The organism is Mucilaginibacter humi (assembly GCF_013087555.1).
This window is the reverse complement of record NZ_JABFCR010000023.1, coordinates 17,235-34,491: the sequence shown is the minus strand read 5'-3', so window position 1 is coordinate 34,491 and position 17,257 is coordinate 17,235. Positions and strand designations below refer to the sequence as shown.

Sequence of the window (17,257 nt, the reverse complement as noted above, 5' to 3'; positions counted from 1 at the left end):
ATAAAATGAGGAAAGCCTGCTGCACAGCGGGCTTTCCTCATTTTATCTGTTTCATATTATTGCATGTTCAAACATTTATATTTTTCGTGATGTAGCTTACTGCCAGATAGTTAACCCCAAAATCTTGTTTCATTTTGTTTCACCGATTTTTGCAAGTATCTATTTATCAGTTTTTTATATTAAAATCTTGTTTCACTTGTTTCATCTGTTTCACACACTTGTGAAACAAAACACTGCAGCTATAGTACCAGGATATTGAAAATAAATATCAGCTTTTAGCTTTAAATGCCGTTAATTAGCTAATATTTATACTGCGCGGCGCTAAACGTGCAGTTATTACCTAATAAACCAATTGTACGGTACATATCAAACATTACATTCATGAAAAAAAAAATCTGCTATCTGGCATTTTAGTACTTTTAACAATCCTACAATACGCGGTAGCGCAGGACAGGAAAGCGCCCTCGTACCCGCTGATAACGCATAACACTTATTTCAGCGTATGGTCTAACACCGATAAGCTGGCCGAAAGTACCACCACCCACTGGACCGGCGCCGACCAATCATTAATAGGTATAATAAATGTTGATGGTACCGATTACCGTTTCTGGGTAAAGATGCCGAGCAATATCGTACCGTGTTACCGGCTTCGGATGAGAAAGATTACACCGTAAAATATACTTTCACCAAACCGGAAGGCGACTGGACCGCTGCTAACTACGCGGCCACTGATTGGAAAGAAGGGTCATCGCCAATTGGCGATAACCGTACCGACAAAATCAAATGGCGCACCCGCGATATCTGGATCAGGCGTGTATTTAACATTACCAAAACTGACGATATCAACAAGCTGTTCCTGAAATTATCATGGGATGATGACGTTGAAGTAACGCTTAACGGCAAACCGCTGTTTGACAGGGTAGGCGTAAGCAAGGGCTTTGAAATGATACCGATGGATAAGGACCGCCTTAAAATTGGCGAGAATATCATCACCATGCACGTAGTAAACACCGGCGGCGGCGCCCGTGCCGATATCGGTTTGGTTGATAAAGAGAAACCTACTACCAAAGAACTGGAAGTTGCCGATCAGAAAAGCGTAAGCGTTACGGCTACCCAAACCATTTACAGCTTCAAAGCCGGTAAGGTTAACCTTGATCTGACATTTACTTCGCCATTGTTATTGGCCGATCTGAATTTATTATCGCGCCCGGTAACGTATATTACCTACAGGGTAAGAGCTAATGATAATAAAACACATGATGTAAAAGTATTTTTCAGCGCGTCGACCGACCTGGCTGTCGATCAACCTAAACAACCGGTTACTGCTACCAAATACAGCACCCCTGCGTTATCTATCCTTAAAGCGGGTACTGACGAGCAGGCTATCCTGAAAAAAGCAGGCGACGGTGTACGTATTGATTGGGGTTACATGTACGTAACCGCTCCTAAAGCGGTTAATGCAACCCAGTTTATTACTACCGAAAAGGAAGCGGTTAACGCGTTTCGTAGCGGTGTCGCGTCAAATACTGTTTTCAAAGGCACTAAACTGGCTTTAAATACCATCATTCCGTTTGGTAAAGTTGGCGCTACGTCTGTAGCTAAATTCATCGAAGTAGGTTATGATGATATTTATGCGATGCAGTATTTCAATACCAACCTAAGGGCATGGTGGAACAACTCGGGTAAAGAAACCATCGAGGGCCAGCTAACTAAAGCTGCTGCCGATTACCCGGTGACCTTGCAAAGATGCGCCGCGTTTAATAAAACAATGTATGCCGATGCGGTTAAAGCAGGCGGTAAAGATTATGCCGAATTGTGCGTACTGGCCTATCGCCAAAGCATAGCGGCCCATATATTGATTAAAAGCCCGCAGGGCGAGATCCTTTGGTTCTCGAAAGAAAACTTTAGCGGTGGTTTTGTTAACACGGTTGATGTTACCTACCCATCGGCCCCGTTATACCTAATCTACAATCCGAAGTTGATGGAAGGGATGCTTAACGGCATCTTCTATTTTAGCGAGAGTGGTAAATACGGCCGCAACTATGCCGCGCATGACCTGGCACTTACCCGCATGCCAATGGCCAGACGTATGGCGAAGGTATGCCGGTTGAGGAATCGGGTAACATGATCATCCTGACTGCCGCCATCGCCAATGCAGAAGGCAATGCATTGTACGCTAAAAAGCATTGGAAAACGTTGAGCACCTGGGTTAACTATTTAACCACCGAAGGCTTTGACCCGGCTAACCAGCTTTGTACCGATGACTTTGCGGGCCACCCGGCACGTAATGCAAACTTATCTGTAAAAGCTATTGTAGGTATTGGCTGCTACGCGCAATTAGCCGAAAAGTTAGGTGATAAGGCTACTGCTACAAAATACCGCGCTATTGCTAAAGACATGGTGGGCCGCTGGATGAAACTGGCAGGCGATAAGGACCATTACACCCTTACGTTTGAAAACCCGGGTACCGGAGCCAGAAATATAACCTGGTTTGGGATAAAGTGTTAAAACTGAATTTGTTCCCGCAATCTGTTTATGATACCGAGACCAAATATTATATCAGCATACAAAACAAATACGGTTTGCCATTAGATAGCCGTAAAGATTACACAAAATCTGACTGGATACTTTGGACAGCAACCTTTGCACCAACACGCGAGCAGTTTAACCAACTGGTTGACCCGGTTTACAAATATGCTTTGGAAACCCCAACCCGCGTTCCGCTTAGCGACTGGCACGACACCAAAAGCGGCAAGCAAACAGGCTTCCGTGCCCGCAGCGTTGTCGGTGGTTATTTCATGAAGTTGCTTCACGATAAAACGGTGGCTAAGAAATAACGATTGGAGATTAGTGGTTAGAGATTAGTAAAGGCGCGCCCCGACAATGTTGGGGCGCGCCTTTTTGTTTTGCTTGTCATCCTGAGCGATAGCGAAGAATGACAAGCAATTTAAAACGGTACAATCGCCTTTACACAAATATTACGTCCCATATTGTAAATGCCCGATGTGCCGTTGGGTGAAGCACTGTAATACTCAAAATACTTTAGCCTGTTTAAATTAGATTGATAAGCCTTATCAAACACGTTATTAACCTGTAACTGCAACTGTAATTTATGACTGCCCGAATATTGAATACTTGTACCGGCAGATAGATTAAACAATGTGTAACCTGCCGTAAAGCTTTCAGTATTGTTTAGCGCCGGTAGCGCTGTTGCGCGGCATTGATGTCGGCTTCGGCCTTAAAGCTAAGCGTTTTAAAAACAGCGCCATCAAGTTTCAGTTCCCGGCTCAGGCTGCTTAGCAAGTGCAATGGCGGGATGAGCGGCAGATATTCGCCTTGCAATTTTTTATACTTAAATGCGGCGTTGCGGTTAAATCCATAAGTAACCGCCAGGGGAGTTATCAAACGCGAAACCCTTCCATGCTACCGGGTGCAGGCCAAAAGTAGCCTCAACGCCGTATAATTGGGCTTTAGCCTGTTGGTATTGATAGGTCTTGTTTCCCTGTGCGTCAACTATGGCATTGCCTGCCGCGTCAACCTGTTGTGATAAATAAATGTAATTAGAGATGTTGTTATTGAACATGCTGAACGTCGCCGATAGATCAGCCATATTAGCTTCAACACCCGTGTCCTCCTGCAAAGAAAACTCTGGCCCAAAGTTGCGGTTACCCGGGTAAACAATATGCGCGCCGGGGTCAAGCCCGTTTGATGCAAATTCGGTAATGCTTGGCGCACGGTAACCCCGGGCTATATTTGCTTTTACATTTAATTGCTGATTGATGGCATAGGTACTACCTAAACTTAATGACAGCCCATGATAAGTTTTATTAAACGCCGGGAACTGCAGGTTAGCGCCGGCTATATCCTGCCCCTGTACGTGCCGGCTAAAGTTTGTTGCCGGATCGGTTTTAGTGTAAAAATCGTCGCCATGTTGGTAACGTTGGTCATAGCGCAGGCCGCCGCCTATTGTCCAGCGGGCATATTTCCACTTAGCAAAACCGTATACCCCGGCATCGAATGAGTTATAGTCGGGTATAGGGAAGTCGGTGGCGTTTTTACTGCGGTTGTTTTGGTACATCCCGTTAACCCCAAACGATAATTCGGTATGGGCAAATATCGGCGCATTGTAGTTAACGCCATAGTTTATGGTATTTAAACGCACAAACAAACCCGCCTGGGTGGGGATAGAAGGGTGATTATATTCGCGCCGCACATTTTGCTGGAAAGCCAGCAAGGCGTCGATATCGCCACCACCTATCCGGTAATGATTTTTGGTATAAACCCGGTAATGCTGGATGTGCTGGTGCAAGGGGCTGAGCTGGTAAGAGTTTAGTTGCGTGTTTGATGCCAGCGGCCGGTTTAAAATATCATCAACATTCCCCTCAAGCGTTTGGTAAGTAAATTTACGGGTCAATGAGTCACGGCTCCCATCGGGGATGCCCTGCAGGTTGTCATACAAGGTAAAGTTAAGCGATGTATAGCCGGTGTTGCCCGTATGCTTTATACTTGCCGAAGCATTGGTTTCTCTGAACCCGGTATTGTATACCCGGCCATCAATATTATTGGTATAATTTTTTGCGATGCGGTATGATCCGCGTAAAGCATAACTCCAATGGGATGTAGCATAAGTAAGGCGAAGGCCATTACCCACCAAACCATTATTACCCTGATATTCGGTGAAAAATTTGCCGTGCAGCTTCCTGTCCGTATCCGCAGGCATTGCCGGGATCAACCCAACAACCCCGGCCAGCGCGTCCGATCCGTATATCAGGCTCGATGGGCCTTTAACCACTTCGGCGCGGTCGATATTATAAGCGTCCACCTCAATACCGTGCTCGTCGCCCCATTGCTGGCCCTCTGGCGTATGCCATCATAAAGGGCAAGTACCCGGTTATAGCCCAGACCGCGGATAAATGGTTTGGAGATATTGGGTCCCGTTTTAACCGCATTTAACCCCGGCACATTTTTTACCAGTACATCAATAATATTGCTTTCGGTAGCCTGCTCCATCTTTTTAGCAGATACGCTAATAATGGGTATAGGGTTCTCGCGCGCAAGTGTGGCACGGGAGACACCGGTGACCACTACTTCATTCAAAGCTTTCTTATCCGGGTGTAAAAATATCTCGTGATTGTCCTTGGCGCCGGTTAGTATTATAGTATCTGTTTGATAACCAATGCATGATATCACCAGCGCAGTGTTGTCCCGGTTTGAAGGCACAACCAAAGTAAAGCGCCCCTTTTCATTTGTAGCAGTACCTGTTTTTAATGATGGGATAGTAATGGTGCCAAACATAACCGGCTCGTTCGTTAGCTTATCTTTTACTGTTCCGGATATGGAAAAACCTTGTCCCAAACAGTTTAAACTGATTAGGACGAGTAAATATGTTAGGCAGGATGTTTTCACAATTATAAATTTTAGCAAACTTATAAATAATATTTAGTTAATCAATTAAATAAAATTAGATTAGTCTAATTTTTATAACAAGGCAAATTTCATTATGTTTGTAAAAACATCATTTTATGGTGCACACGCTCACCGAAGAGAATTACCTGAAGGCTATTTTTAGTATTTCGCAAAATGCGGATGTTAAAATAACGCCTACCGCTATTGCCGAAATGCTGAAGAACAACCCGGCGTCGGTTATCGATATGATCAAGAAGTTATCAGACAAAAAGCTGATAGATTATGATAAGCGCGAAGGGGTTAAGCTAACAGAAAGCGGCTTGAACGATGCCATCCAGATTGTACGGAAACATCGGCTATGGGAGGTTTTTTTACTGGAAAAGCTAAATTATAAATGGGACGAGATCCACGATATAGCCGAAGAGCTGGAGCATATCCAGGATAACACGCTTGCCGACCGTCTTGATAAATTCCCGGGCTTCCCCGAATATGACCCGCACGGCGACCCGATACCAAAAGCAAACGGGAAAGTGCCTAAATCGTTCTCAGTTACCTTGGCCAATGTAAAAGAAGGCGTAACCTGCCGGGTAGCCGCGGTAAAGGACACCAGCAGCACATTTTTACAATACCTGCTTAAATTGAATATAGGCATTGGCACAAGTATTCGCCTAATAGAAAAAATTCCTTTTGATAATTCGCTGGTTATTAGCATCAACGGAAAAGAAAATACCACCGTTTCGCAAAAATTTGGAGAAAACATATTAGTTGATGAATAGTGAAAATTGGCTATTCATCAACTAAAATATTAACCCGGAGGCCCGCTTTTAAATCACGTTTTACCACTTGTCTACCACAACACTTGGTGGCCCCTGTGGTGGGTATGCCTTTAATCGGGGCATAAAACACTATATAACTACTATTTGGATAAATTCAATTTTTGTTCAAGGGAAGTGATATTGGTAACCTCCTTATTATAGATCTGCAGATCGGTAGCTGTCAAAATCGGCAGGTCAAAGGTGGTGTAATCCATATAATTGGTATTGGTAAACTTCAGCTTGTTATTAGTTACCTTCCGGTACCGGTATAAGTTACGCCTGTCATAAACATGGTTATAGTGCCATCGGCCCTGAAATCAAAATAATCCGCAGCGGTAAAGCGGGTGGTATCTTTATGATTAACGCCCCTGGTGGTGTAATCGCCTATGGCGGTTTTAACGGTCCATTTGCCAACTAATTTCTGCTCGGTAGTTAAGGCGGGTGTTACCGCCGGGGTGTTTGTGCAACCTGTTAGCGTAAAAGTTAATGTAATGGTAAGTGCAATAGCTAATCCTAAAAGTATCTTTTTCATTGTGTTGGTTTTTTTATTCAAAATTACCCGTTGAAGCGGTAAAATATTTTTGGCTAAACCGTTTGGGCGGCGGTAGTTAGTGTACGTAGGCCTTTAGGGGGAATGTGGCAGGTTGTATTTAATGTAATTGGCAGGAAAAGCTCTGTTTATGGAGCTTTTTACCGGGATAAATGTGGTAGGTTAAGTGTAAGATGTTATATTTAAACCTGTTATAAATGAGATACCGTACACTTGCCCTTACGTTAATTTTGTGTTTTGCTCTACAGTTAAGCAAGGCTGCCCAACCTGTTAAAATTACCCGGCTAATAACAGTAAGGGACGGACTGCCGCAATCGTATGTAAGCGGCATTTACCAGACGCTAACGGTTTTTTATGGGTGGCAACCTTAAATGGCTTGGGCAGATATGACGGGCGCGAGTTTAAAATTTACCAGCATACATCGGCCAATACAGCCGGGCTTGGCAGTAACATCATTCTAAATTTCTTTTACGCAGGTAATAACAATTTATGGCTTTGCTATCGCGATGATAAAATAGACCAGCTAAACACTATAACAGGCAAAATAACCCACTTGTGGCAAAACAAAACCTTTGCATTGCTAAAGGGCCAGTCGGGCTATTTTAAAAGCCTGGTACGCGATAGCCATGGTATTTGCTGGATGATGGCGCAAGACGGCGGAATATTTAGTATTGATATACATAGTTTTAATGTAAAGCATTTTTCAAGAGCACAAATTGGGCTTAACCAGCCTGTAATAGGTATAGCTATAAGAAATAAAAAGTTAGTATTATTTACCAGGACGGCCCCGGGTGTTTGTAATGATGCGCTTAAGGTCGTTCAAAATATACCTTATCCGTTCACGATCACCAAACCTGATAATACGGTTCAAAATATATATGCCGCCATCATCCGTACCAATGGCGACATTGTCGTCGGCGATAGCCGGGGTATAGTGGTGTGGAACCCGGAAACTAATTTCCTGAAACAAATACCTGTACAGCGCCTGATGGGGCCGGGCAAGATAATTGGCGCTTTTGACTATTCGGGTAACTTGTTTTTTGAGTTTAACGGTGGATTAGCTATGCTTACTCCTAATAATGCACTTGTACAATGGGCGCCTGTTGATGCCTCATTGCCCGGGTATCCTACCTGTGTTTATGCAGATAGGTCGGGTGTATTATGGGTGGGCAGTAATGGCTTTGGTTTGCGGCAATATAACCTGATAAAAACGGGCCTGCCGGGTTACCTTAATCAACACGCTTTTATGGGTGATGCGCTTATCCGTATGGGTGTGCCGTCTGCTCAAATAGCTAAAACATTTTTAAATACAGCTACAGAATTTGCCAATCGTAGCATTACTTATAAAGATTCTGTTTGGGTGGCTAATGTTTTTACCAGCTATACAAATCCGCAACTGGTGCTGAGTATAAACAAACAAGCCAGGCTGATAACGTTTAAAAACCAGGATGCAAAAGCGAGAGGCGAAACCCATAAAACCAGATTTTTAGGTACAGATGCGGGCGGAACACTGTGGGCTACAGATGAGCATCATCGGTTTTTAAAGTTCGACACCAAAAAACTCACTTTTAAGGCTTATGGCAAAGCGGGTATTGATGAAGGCGAAGACATAACCGGCCTGGTGCCCAATGGGAATGGCGGCTTTTATATAAGTTCAGTACATAACCTTTGCAGCGTTAACCCGTTTACCGGGCAAACAGACAACCTTACTCATTTTTTGCCAGGTAATGATATCCTGGATGTGACCAATGACCCCGATGATAAAAACATTTTGTGGATCGGTACACTGTCCGACGGATTGATGCGGTTTAATACGCAAACCAAAAAAGTGCAGGTATATAGCACGGCAACCGGGTTGCCCAATAATACTATTTACAGTATACTGTTTGGTAATGATAACCTGATGTGGTGCAGCACCAACAAAGGAATCTTTGCGATGAATAAAAAAACGCAGGCTATCCGGTCATTCACCTCGCGGGATGGGTTGGTGGATGATGAGTATAACCGTTACTATTTTATGAACCTGCCCGGCGGCGAGCTGGCCTTTGGCGGCCCTATGGGTTATACCGTATTTAATCCATCAAAGCTAGAGATAGATGATTTTAACCCGCAGGTAGCGTTAACCCGCCTTAATATTATTAACCGGCCAACCGAGGGCGAATCTTTAGGTACGCTTAAAGAGCTGAACCTGCGGTACGACCAGAATTTTATAACCGCCGAGTTTGCCGCTATGCAGTTTGATATTCCGGAGAAAATCCAATACCGTTATAGGTTGAAGGGTCTTGATAAAAATTGGATAATGTTGGGTAATGCAAACAAGGCATCATACACCAGCCTGCCGGCCGGCAACTATACGTTAATGCTTAACGCAACTAATACCGCCGGCAAGTGGAGTACGCATGTCCCCCAAATAAAAATCAATATCGCAGCGCCTTACTGGCGAACATGGTGGTTTTACCAGCTGGTATTTTTAACAGTAGTAATAATTGTTTATGTGATAGTTAAGTCGCGCATACGGCGTTTCCATACGGCACAGGCCCAAAAACTACAGTTTGAGCGCGAGGCCATGGAACTGCACGCCATGGCGTTGCGTGCGCGGATGAACCCGCACTTTATATTTAACTGCCTTAATTCTATCAAGGCATTGATACAGGAGAAGCATAATCAAAAGGCGGTTAACTATCTCACCACTTTTTCTACCCTGATCCGTAATCAGCTTAACAACAAAAGCAACCAGGTAACCTTACAGGACGAACTGCAAACCTGCAAATTATACCTTGAGCTGGAAGCCATGCGTTTTGAGGGCCGTATTGGCTACCGGTTTGATATTACCAGTGATGAAGAACTACTGCAAACCATTGTACCGCCGTTGATACTGCAACCTATTGTAGAAAATGCCATAGTGCATGGGCTGCTACCTTTAGAACGAGGGGAGAGATAAGCATCAAGGTATACCGCGATGGAGATTTTGGAGTGTGCGAGATAAAAGATAATGGCATTGGCCGCGCCGCTGCCGAAGTAAACAAACAAAAAAGCAGCCGCCTGCACCAAAGCAAAGGAATAAATTTATTGGAAGAGCGGATAACCATGCATAACCGGATGAATGAGCATGGGGGATCGTTAGAAACGATTGACTTGTTTGGTCCTGATGGTACACCTGCCGGTACCTTAGTAATAATAAAGTTTAATATTGAGATATGATAAACGCGATAATAATTGATGATGAAAACAGCGCCATCATCACTTTAAAAAACGATTTGTTAACCTATTGCCCCGAGGTTAACGTTACGCAATGTTTTACCCGCGCCACAGACGCATTGGAATATGTTAAAACCAACAAGCCCGATATGATTTTCCGGATATTGATATGCCGGTGATGAACGGGTTTGATTTTATCCAGGCGCTAAGCAAACCGGTTGTTCCGCATATTATATTCGTATCTGCCTACTCCGAGTTTGCTATAAAAGCCTTTAAAGTAAGCGCGCTCGATTACCTGCTTAAACCTATAGACCCTGCCGAACTAAAAGACGCGGTGCAAAGAGCATTGAGCAAGAGCAGGGAAACTGCTGATCAGAATATCCTGCTTAAAAACTTTATTGATAATTACCTTGCAGACGGCCCCAAAGGAAAAATTGCAATGCCAGTGAATGACGGCTATCATTTAGTGGACCCTAACCACGTAATTTATTGCCGTGCCGATGGCGCTTACACCGCTGTAGTTTTGGATAACGAGAAAAGCTTCCTGATATCACGGACATTGGGCCGTACGCAGGAATTAATGCCTCCCGAACTTTTCGAGCGCATTCATCAATCATACCGGTAAATATCAACCACATCAAAAAGTTTAGGAAGGGCGAATCCTCCGTAGCTATTATGAGTAATACTGATGTGGTTAAAGTATCGCGCCTGAACAAAGATAAGCTGGCGCAGCGTTTAGGGGTGAAGTAAAACACTTTAAAAGTTATGGTGTTAATACCCACATGAGATTACACACCGCAACCGCAATTTTTGAAAACCCGGCGCAAGCAGAAGATGCAAAAGAGTATCTTTTGGGCGGGATATGGAATTTACTGAGGGAGATATCACTATAACCCGGGTAATTGCCGGCGAAGCAAAAGTAATACTAAAGGCCCATGCCGATTCGCCCCGCGAAATGCAGGAAGCTGTAGACGTATTGCGTAATTATGGCGGGGTAGATATCAGTATAACGGTTTAAACAGTAAGTTACTTAACGGCAACCAGTTTTATCATGGTTACGCCGTGAGGCGCTACTAATGCTTTATACGAGCCGTTAAATATACCTTTATTGGTATGCGCCCACAGGTCTCTTACTTTTATTTTTTGGCTGCGCCGATGTCTTTAAAGTTTAAGGTTAAAGTGGCGTCAGTATCTTCTTTGTTAAACAGCACCACTGCTTTCGAGCCATCCTTTAATTGCTTTACCCAGATCTCTCTTTTGTCATCACTCAGCACTCTCGTGCCCGGTTTGGTTGCGGCGTCCTGATCAACAGCTATGATCTCTTTGTTCATCAAGATGGCTTTAGTTGCCGCAGACATATCGCGTACATCATTCCCTAAAATCAACGGGGCAGACACAATGGCCCATAAGCTAAACTGCGCTTTTTGCTCTTCGTAAGTTTGTTTGTTATTGCGTGGGTAGTCTACAATCAGGTTATCCGGGTCGTTCCAGTGGCCGTTGCCTGCGTAGTTTTCTTTACCCACAACCTGCTGTAGGTTGTTGTACCAATTTTTATAAGTAACCTCGGGCGTGCGTTCAATAAACTTTACAATGTCGCCGCCGGTGCGCCACATATCCGCAATTTCTGCTCCCCATAAATGTGTCGCCCCGCTGGAGAAGATGCAGATCTCAAACATAATTGGCCGCCCTGTTGCCTGTAATGCCTTACTCATGCGGGTGTGCAGCTCGCGGTCGGTATGCTTTTCTTTTTCGCCGCAGGCATCGTACTTTAAGTAGTCAATTCCCCGGGCGGCATAAGTTTGGGCATCCTTTTCTTCGTGGCCGTAACTCCCTGGGTAACCGGCACAGGTTTTCATCCCGTTTGATGAATAAATGCCAATTTTTAACCCACGCGCGTGAACATAATCTGCCAGGTATTTCATCCCGTGCGGAAAGCGTGTGGTGTTCGCATATTGCCTGCCCTCGGCGTCGCGCTCTGCTGCCATCCAGCCGTCGTCTAATTGCAGCAATTTGTAGCCGGCATCTCTAAGGCCGCTTTTTACCATCGCGTCGGCAACTTCCATTATTTTTTGCTCATCTATCTTATCAATAAACGGGAACCAGCTCATCCAGCCCATAGGTGGTGTTTTGGTAACTGCCTTGTACTGTGCCTTTGCTGTAAAGCCTATGCCGGTAGCAATTGCTAACGCGATGATAGTTTTTCTCATATTGTTTCAATTAAAAGTTCTTCATTATTTTAACCAGACTGTTGGCTATTATTTCACAACCGGTATCTGATGGGTGCAGGCCGTCATAAGTCAGGTCAATTGCTTCTTCGGGGTAAGGGTAATCATCCGTTGCCGGGTTAAAAGGAATACCGATAAACTTAGGATAAGGGTAATCGGTATAAGTACCCGTAGCGGGGGCTTTCAACCGTTTAAACTTTACCAATTTTTCCAGTGGGAAATCTTTGTTATGGTAAAGATCGGTTACCGGTATCTTTTCGAATTTGCCGATCTCCGCTATCGCGTTAGCAACAGCTTCCAGTGTCTGCCCATTTTTAGGCTGATAAGAGCCAAAAGCATTGTTGCGTTTATCAAATAAATAAACAAAATCAACCCGTTGCAAAGGTGTCATCAACACAATTTTGGCATCCGGGTTTAATGCCCGCAGCTTATTAAAAATAATGCGGAAAGAGCCATAAATGGTTTTATTGCCGGCATTGCTTTTATAATCATCCAAAGTGCCAATGGGCCGGCCCTGCCACCAATCGTTGGTGCCTAAAAACACGGTGTAAATGTCAGCTTTAACCAATCCTAAACTATCAATACGGTTAGCTATCCCGCCGGATGTCCAGCCGTTATAACCTTTGTTGATGTAGTGGATATTTGGCAGTTGCGCTGTAACCTGCGTTAGATAGCCACGGGTTAAACGGTTCTGCGTTTCGTTTTTATGATCGTTTAAATAGGTGATAGAATCGCCTATAGCCACCCGGTTAACTCTTTAGCTTTAAAGGATGTTAACAGGCAGATGACCAATAAAAGAAAACTTAGTTTTTTCATTTTTATAAATTTAAAAAAGTTTGTCATTTCTCACTCGTTTCGAAATGACAGAGCGTTTTTATTATCGCGCCACCACCGGGAATTGCGAGATCCTTAACCCGGTACAACCATACGGCACCAATGTTATTTCTTCATCCTTTTCGGTAGGCGTGCCCTCATTATAAATCACGCTGAAGGGCATAGGGCCGGTCATGTCGTTATATAAAGTCCAGTTAGGTATACGGCGGGCCTTAACGGTTAGTTGCAGGGGCGCGTTAGCTAAATTCCACGGGTAAGCAGCAACACCTTCTTTCTTTTGGATAGTGAATGATTTCTCCAGATCTCGGGCACGCACCTCTATCAGCCCATAGTTCCATGGGGTAGTTGGCCTCACCTCGTAAAACTCGCTGCCATAGGCTATTGGGTCGCGGTCGTTTTTAACCAGCTTTTCTTCCTCGCCAATTTTTAATCCGTATACCAGCGGACCGCGCTCAACCGATACCGAGTTTTCATACCGTATTTTTAAAGATGTGCATCGGCAATACCAGTTCAACTACGTCGCCGCTTTTCCATTCGCGGTTCAGTTTTACTATTTGGTTGCCTTTAGCTTGCTGTACTTCGGCACCGTTAATTTTAATGGTGGCATTAGTGCACCGTGGCCGGGATCCGCAGGTGGAATGGGAACGAAACCGCCTTAGTTTTTTTATCCATGCCTAAGGTAAACTTAATAGTTTCATCAAACGGGTAGTTGGTTTCTTCTTTAAAAGTAACCGGTATACCATTAGCCACTTTCAAATTAACCTCGCTTGCAGAATACACCAATGCAGCAACTCCATTATCAGGCGTAGCATACCACAAATTTTGTACAAACTTTGGCCAGCCCCGGTGCATATTTGAAGTGCAGCACGGGTAGCCCGATAGCAAACCATAAACTACATCGGTACCGGCATGGTTAACGTTAAAGTTATGCGATGCACGGGTTAAGCTTACCCGGTTGGCCTGCTGGAAATACTGGCGCGTCATATAATCTTCGGACGTTTGCGCGGGCAGGGCGTTAAAGGCAATTTTTTCTAAACGATCGGCATAATCAATATCGCCGGTTATTTCTAACGAGTTTTCCAGCGTAAACATCATCTCCACAGCTGTACACAATTCCGACCCCGGGTTGGGTTATTGCCGTGTAATGATTCATCGGCACCAAATAAACCATGCGCCATGCCATTGTATTTGGTCAGGTCGGCAAAGCCTTTTTTCATGGCCTCGCTATATCTATCTTCGGGATGTTGCTGATAGTAAATGATCGGCTCCTTCATACCTTCGGCCAGGTTTACGCCATGTGCGCTTCCTAACCTGGTTAGCATATCACCTTTAAGGAAGGCGCCGGTAAAATCAAAGGTTTGTTTGTGTACCAAATCGGCAAGGTCAAGCAGGAACTGATCGCCGGTTATATTATACAGCCAGTAAACCACCATCAGGTTATCGCCGCCGCGCCATTTGGCCCAGAAGGTCCAGTGATCAAGCGGGTTCTTTGGTAACTCGGTAAGCTGGTATTTAAAGTAATTTGTTAGCAGGGTAATAACACGTTTATCATTGGTGGCCTGGTAGTATTGTTTTAATACTTTAAGCATCACCATTTTTGGCCACCAGTCGCGGCTGTTATCCCGCTGAATACCCGGCTCGCGCCCGTAATCTTTCGACGGACCAAAATACCCATCCGGCGTCTGACTTTTTATGGACCATTCTACCCGTGGCTTTACTTTGGTAATTAATTCTTTATCCTGTAAAATATATGCTAATGGCAGCAGTCCGTCAATCCAGTAAGGGCCGCGTTCCCATTGGTCGCCGTCGCCGCCCAACCAGCCGTTACGGTTACCCATAACTATAGGATAAAGCTTATCTAAATTACCGGTAGCGCCTTCTTTTTGTTTGATCAGCATCTGGTGCAGCCAGCCCTGCGGTTTAATTGCACCAAGTGGCAGCTCGATATATGGGTTTTGGCGCAAAGGCGCTTTGGCCGTCGTATAATTCTGAGCGTTTACAGTTGTTGCTATCGTAGTTAAACAAAGCAGGCTTACTAATAAATAAACAGGTTTCATTGGTGGGATAATTTAAGCTAACATAATCAGAATTTTTAAATTCTGCTGTTATTTTATCAACCCAAATCGTTTTAAATAGGTGTATACATAGCAACCGGCACAAAACCCGGCTAATGATTCTAAGACGGCAAATATCATAATTACAATAAGCAATACTTTTGCCGTGTTGATAAAACCGGTAAGCAGCGCCAACAATATCATCACCATAAAACTTAAGCCAACAAACGCGGCAAAGCGCTTAGGCGCGCGGTCCACCGGTTTGTTCTTAATTTTGAAAAGTTTAATTAACAGCCCCGCTAAGATAGCCAGCACACTAAACTGATTCAAATAAAAACTACGCAAGGCAAAATCGACCAACAAAAAAGCCGCTATCAACCAGTTAACAGTAACATAGCATGACACTACAAGTAGCAGTACCAAAAACGCCACCATACGCGCCCGGTTCTCGTTTATCGGTACAAAATCTACCGGGCAATCCAGGTTGTTATTCATTTAGGTAATTCAGTTGGTTGTGATTGATTTGCTGCTGCGCTGCTTTTAGCACCTTTTAAGCCGTACCAATAGGTGGTAGCAGCAATGTCGGCAGTACCGTTTTGCCAGCCTAAGGTTTCCAAACTAAAACGGAAATATTTTTTAAAAGGTACACCATCCAAATTGCGGGTACGGGTAAAGGTGTTGTAACCAAATGAGTCAGCATTATCAGCCCGCGGGGCATTGGCAAAAGGCGTTTGGTAAAGCACCACCGGCGCCCATGATGTATTGTAATAATCCTCTGTACCCGTACCAAACTCAACCGGGAACTTATTATCATCCACCCATATCTTCTGGTCGCCCTCGCCATACCATTTATGCATGTGGTTGTAAACAGAAAGTGTTTCGCCCATAAAAATGCCCTTGCCGGTTATAGTGTTAAGGTCCCAGTCCGTCGGCTTATCTTTCTCTGTTTGTTTAATAGGCACATTAAGCTGGCTTTTCCAGTCGGCGTGGAAATACATGCTGGAAGGGCTCCATGACCAACTATCAGTAACCGCATTAAGCGACAGGTTTATATCCTTATCGCCTAAATTCAATACCGTTATTTTAGCTGTTTGCTGGTATGGCATTACCCACCTGCTTATAATTTCGCCGTCGCTGGTAACGGTGCGGTACCAGCTTACTAATGGTTTGCCGCCTACGCCGCTGCCACTAAAATCGCCAATGGGGCACCAAACCGTTTGTTCGCCATCAAACTCTATTTTTAGTATGGCAGATCTTAATGCTTGCTGGTAGTCGCGCGGGTCATCTGTTTTTAGCTTTATGATGATATATTTAATGCATTTGCGCTCTTGCGGAAGGTTTATTGATGTTTGCATCTGTGGTTTTATCCTGCCGTTTAATTCTGTTGTTTTTCCATTCAAAATAGTGTCAGGATGCAATAGCTTATAGTCTGCCCGGTCGGCGAATTCAGTCGTTGTTGCAAATTCTTTTAAAGAAAATGTTTGTACCTGTCGTTTAGCAGGATAGGTGCGATAGTTTATCTGGTAATACCGTGGCTGGTAATCTTTATCCTCATCCTCAAAAGTTACTTTACAATGTTTGGCATAAGGTAGTGGTAAATAAAGGGTGCTGCCGCCCTTTTCTTTGGGCTCATAACTTGAGTGGGCCTGCAGCAACGCTTTGCCCAATGGCAGGCCTATCTGCATCAGGTCATAAGCCGGTACAGTAATTTCTGGTTTGTTTTTATTATCAAAGTAAATACGGATCTTACCATGGCGCTTAAAGGTTGTTAACCAAAAACGTACAATTACGCCCGGGCCGTCTACATCCATCATTACATGTTCCCCGGCGGCCGTCAACTGTTTCGGTACGGATATATTGAGAAGCATCAGCATTAGCAAACCACCCCGGCTGATCGGGTGATATAGAATGACGATCATAACTGCTTGCCTGGTGTTCCTCATAATAAATGTACCATGGTTTACCCGCATACTTAGTCATGTCGCCTAATAGTCTATTAGTTGTTACAGACAGTGCGCATCCAGCTAATAATAACGTTGATAACGATATAACTATAACAACGGTTGGCCTAAGGTTTTTAATCATATACAAGTCTATAAAAAATAACTAATTAAATTACAGCCAACCTGTACGCAACTGTACGCTGTACTGTAACATAACCGAACAGTTAGAAAT

Annotated in this window: 20 protein-coding genes and 3 pseudogenes; 9 read left to right on the top strand and 14 right to left on the bottom strand. The window is 44.2% G+C overall.

Annotation, left to right across the window (positions count from 1 at the left end; translation table 11 throughout):
- Positions 1–365: 365 nt before the first annotated feature.
- From HK413_RS17150 to HK413_RS19480, 3 genes and pseudogenes are all read left to right on the top strand, one after another.
- The gene (locus HK413_RS17150; RefSeq protein WP_317169351.1) at positions 366–674 is read left to right on the top strand and encodes a DUF4964 domain-containing protein; all 309 of its coding nucleotides are present in this window, start codon (positions 366–368) and stop codon (positions 672–674) included.
- A 269-nt stretch (positions 675–943) separates the two neighbouring features.
- Positions 944–2,508, top strand: a pseudogene (locus HK413_RS17145) (glutaminase domain-containing protein).
- Positions 2,502–2,837 carry a DUF1793 domain-containing protein gene (locus tag HK413_RS19480; RefSeq protein ID WP_317169347.1) on the top strand — a complete coding sequence of 112 codons (336 nt, stop codon included), beginning with the start codon at positions 2,502–2,504 and terminating at the stop codon, positions 2,835–2,837. The pseudogene HK413_RS17145 and the gene HK413_RS19480 overlap by 7 nt, the downstream one beginning before the upstream one ends.
- A gap of 110 nt (positions 2,838–2,947) precedes the next feature.
- On the opposite strand, the gene HK413_RS06505 is transcribed toward HK413_RS19480, so the two are convergent.
- From HK413_RS06505 to HK413_RS06490, 4 genes are read right to left on the bottom strand one after another with little or no spacing between them, the layout of a single operon-like run.
- The gene (locus HK413_RS06505) at positions 2,948–3,160 is read right to left on the bottom strand and encodes a hypothetical protein (RefSeq protein ID WP_175269577.1); all 213 of its coding nucleotides are present in this window, start codon (positions 3,158–3,160) and stop codon (positions 2,948–2,950) included.
- A 32-nt stretch (positions 3,161–3,192) separates the two neighbouring features.
- The gene (locus HK413_RS06500) at positions 3,193–3,405 is read right to left on the bottom strand and encodes a hypothetical protein (protein WP_175269576.1); all 213 of its coding nucleotides are present in this window, start codon (positions 3,403–3,405) and stop codon (positions 3,193–3,195) included.
- On the bottom strand, positions 3,371–4,822 hold the full coding sequence (locus HK413_RS06495; RefSeq protein WP_175269575.1) for a TonB-dependent receptor plug domain-containing protein: 1,452 nt from the start codon (positions 4,820–4,822) through the stop codon (positions 3,371–3,373). Before HK413_RS06495 ends, HK413_RS06500 begins: the two co-directional genes overlap by 35 nt.
- Entirely contained in the window at positions 4,768–5,355 is a 588-nt protein-coding gene (locus tag HK413_RS06490; protein WP_175269574.1) for a carboxypeptidase-like regulatory domain-containing protein, read from the bottom strand. The genes HK413_RS06495 and HK413_RS06490 overlap by 55 nt, the downstream gene beginning before the upstream one ends.
- Positions 5,356–5,522: 167 nt before the next feature.
- Here HK413_RS06490 and HK413_RS06485 point away from each other — a divergent pair, with 167 nt between their 5' ends.
- Positions 5,523–6,182, top strand: a complete 660-nt coding sequence (locus tag HK413_RS06485; RefSeq protein WP_217452116.1) for a metal-dependent transcriptional regulator — start codon at positions 5,523–5,525, stop codon at positions 6,180–6,182.
- Positions 6,183–6,471: 289 nt separating this feature from the next.
- Here HK413_RS06485 and HK413_RS06480 read toward each other — a convergent pair whose 3' ends face one another.
- Positions 6,472–6,753 (bottom strand): hypothetical protein, encoded by a 282-nt coding sequence (locus HK413_RS06480; protein WP_175269573.1) that lies wholly within the window; start codon positions 6,751–6,753, stop codon positions 6,472–6,474.
- A gap of 376 nt (positions 6,754–7,129) precedes the next feature.
- Here HK413_RS06480 and HK413_RS20880 point away from each other — a divergent pair, with 376 nt between their 5' ends.
- The 5 genes and pseudogenes from HK413_RS20880 to HK413_RS06450 all read left to right on the top strand — a co-directional run bounded on the left by HK413_RS20880 (position 7,130) and on the right by HK413_RS06450 (position 10,987).
- Entirely contained in the window at positions 7,130–9,712 is a 2,583-nt protein-coding gene (locus HK413_RS20880) for a sensor histidine kinase (protein ID WP_175269572.1), read from the top strand.
- Between the two features lie 32 nt (positions 9,713–9,744).
- On the top strand, positions 9,745–9,972 hold the full coding sequence (locus tag HK413_RS06470; RefSeq protein ID WP_175269571.1) for a hypothetical protein: 228 nt from the start codon (positions 9,745–9,747) through the stop codon (positions 9,970–9,972).
- Positions 9,969–10,148, top strand: a complete 180-nt coding sequence (locus HK413_RS06465; protein WP_175269570.1) for a hypothetical protein — start codon at positions 9,969–9,971, stop codon at positions 10,146–10,148. Before HK413_RS06470 ends, HK413_RS06465 begins: the two co-directional genes overlap by 4 nt.
- Positions 10,139–10,719 (top strand): annotated as a pseudogene (locus tag HK413_RS06460) (LytR/AlgR family response regulator transcription factor). The gene HK413_RS06465 and the pseudogene HK413_RS06460 overlap by 10 nt, the downstream one beginning before the upstream one ends.
- A 112-nt stretch (positions 10,720–10,831) precedes the next feature.
- Positions 10,832–10,987: a hypothetical protein gene (locus HK413_RS06450; RefSeq protein WP_175269568.1), complete on the top strand. Its 156-nt coding sequence runs from the start codon at positions 10,832–10,834 to the stop codon at positions 10,985–10,987.
- 8 nt (positions 10,988–10,995) lie between these two features.
- Here HK413_RS06450 and HK413_RS06440 read toward each other — a convergent pair.
- The 9 genes and pseudogenes from HK413_RS06440 to HK413_RS06415 all read right to left on the bottom strand — a co-directional run bounded on the left by HK413_RS06440 (position 10,996) and on the right by HK413_RS06415 (position 17,062).
- Positions 10,996–12,086 (bottom strand): annotated as a pseudogene (locus HK413_RS06440) (glycoside hydrolase family 27 protein).
- Between the two features lie 100 nt (positions 12,087–12,186).
- Positions 12,187–12,939, bottom strand: a complete 753-nt coding sequence (locus tag HK413_RS06435; protein WP_317169346.1) for an SGNH/GDSL hydrolase family protein — start codon at positions 12,937–12,939, stop codon at positions 12,187–12,189.
- A gap of 132 nt (positions 12,940–13,071) precedes the next feature.
- Complete coding sequence (locus HK413_RS17130) at positions 13,072–13,542, bottom strand: hypothetical protein (protein WP_246229950.1); 471 nt, start codon at positions 13,540–13,542, stop codon at positions 13,072–13,074.
- Positions 13,499–13,621 (bottom strand): beta-L-arabinofuranosidase domain-containing protein, encoded by a 123-nt coding sequence (locus HK413_RS20875; protein ID WP_317169350.1) that lies wholly within the window; start codon positions 13,619–13,621, stop codon positions 13,499–13,501. Before HK413_RS20875 ends, HK413_RS17130 begins: the two co-directional genes overlap by 44 nt.
- Before the next feature lie 13 nt (positions 13,622–13,634).
- The gene (locus HK413_RS17125; protein ID WP_262886814.1) at positions 13,635–14,123 is read right to left on the bottom strand and encodes a glycoside hydrolase family 127 protein; all 489 of its coding nucleotides are present in this window, start codon (positions 14,121–14,123) and stop codon (positions 13,635–13,637) included.
- A complete protein-coding gene (locus HK413_RS17120; protein ID WP_246229948.1) occupies positions 14,120–15,085 on the bottom strand; it encodes a beta-L-arabinofuranosidase domain-containing protein in 966 nt (321 codons plus the stop codon). The genes HK413_RS17125 and HK413_RS17120 overlap by 4 nt, the downstream gene beginning before the upstream one ends.
- 48 nt (positions 15,086–15,133) lie before the next feature.
- A complete protein-coding gene (locus HK413_RS06425; RefSeq protein ID WP_175269566.1) occupies positions 15,134–15,577 on the bottom strand; it encodes a DUF4395 domain-containing protein in 444 nt (147 codons plus the stop codon).
- Complete coding sequence (locus tag HK413_RS06420) at positions 15,574–16,896, bottom strand: glycoside hydrolase family 172 protein (protein WP_175269565.1); 1,323 nt, start codon at positions 16,894–16,896, stop codon at positions 15,574–15,576. Before HK413_RS06420 ends, HK413_RS06425 begins: the two co-directional genes overlap by 4 nt.
- The gene (locus HK413_RS06415) at positions 16,841–17,062 is read right to left on the bottom strand and encodes a hypothetical protein (protein ID WP_175269564.1); all 222 of its coding nucleotides are present in this window, start codon (positions 17,060–17,062) and stop codon (positions 16,841–16,843) included. The genes HK413_RS06420 and HK413_RS06415 overlap by 56 nt, the downstream gene beginning before the upstream one ends.
- Between the last annotated feature and the right edge of the window lie 195 nt (positions 17,063–17,257).

Excerpts from the sequence above, each read along its gene's own strand:
- HK413_RS06480 (WP_175269573.1), bottom strand. The coding sequence starts at position 6,753 with ATGAAAAAGATACTTTTAGGATTAGCTATTGCACTTACCATTACATTA.
- HK413_RS06450 (WP_175269568.1), top strand. The coding sequence starts at position 10,832 with ATGGAATTTACTGAGGGAGATATCACTATAACCCGGGTAATTGCCGGC.
- HK413_RS17120 (WP_246229948.1), bottom strand. The coding sequence starts at position 15,085 with ATGAAACCTGTTTATTTATTAGTAAGCCTGCTTTGTTTAACTACGATA.
- HK413_RS17125 (WP_262886814.1), bottom strand. The coding sequence starts at position 14,123 with ATGATGTTTACGCTGGAAAACTCGTTAGAAATAACCGGCGATATTGAT.
- HK413_RS06485 (WP_217452116.1), top strand. The coding sequence starts at position 5,523 with ATGGTGCACACGCTCACCGAAGAGAATTACCTGAAGGCTATTTTTAGT.
- HK413_RS06425 (WP_175269566.1), bottom strand. The coding sequence starts at position 15,577 with ATGAATAACAACCTGGATTGCCCGGTAGATTTTGTACCGATAAACGAG.
- HK413_RS06465 (WP_175269570.1), top strand. The coding sequence starts at position 9,969 with ATGATAAACGCGATAATAATTGATGATGAAAACAGCGCCATCATCACT.
- HK413_RS06415 (WP_175269564.1), bottom strand. The coding sequence starts at position 17,062 with ATGACTAAGTATGCGGGTAAACCATGGTACATTTATTATGAGGAACAC.
- HK413_RS06420 (WP_175269565.1), bottom strand. The coding sequence starts at position 16,896 with ATGATGGATGTAGACGGCCCGGGCGTAATTGTACGTTTTTGGTTAACA.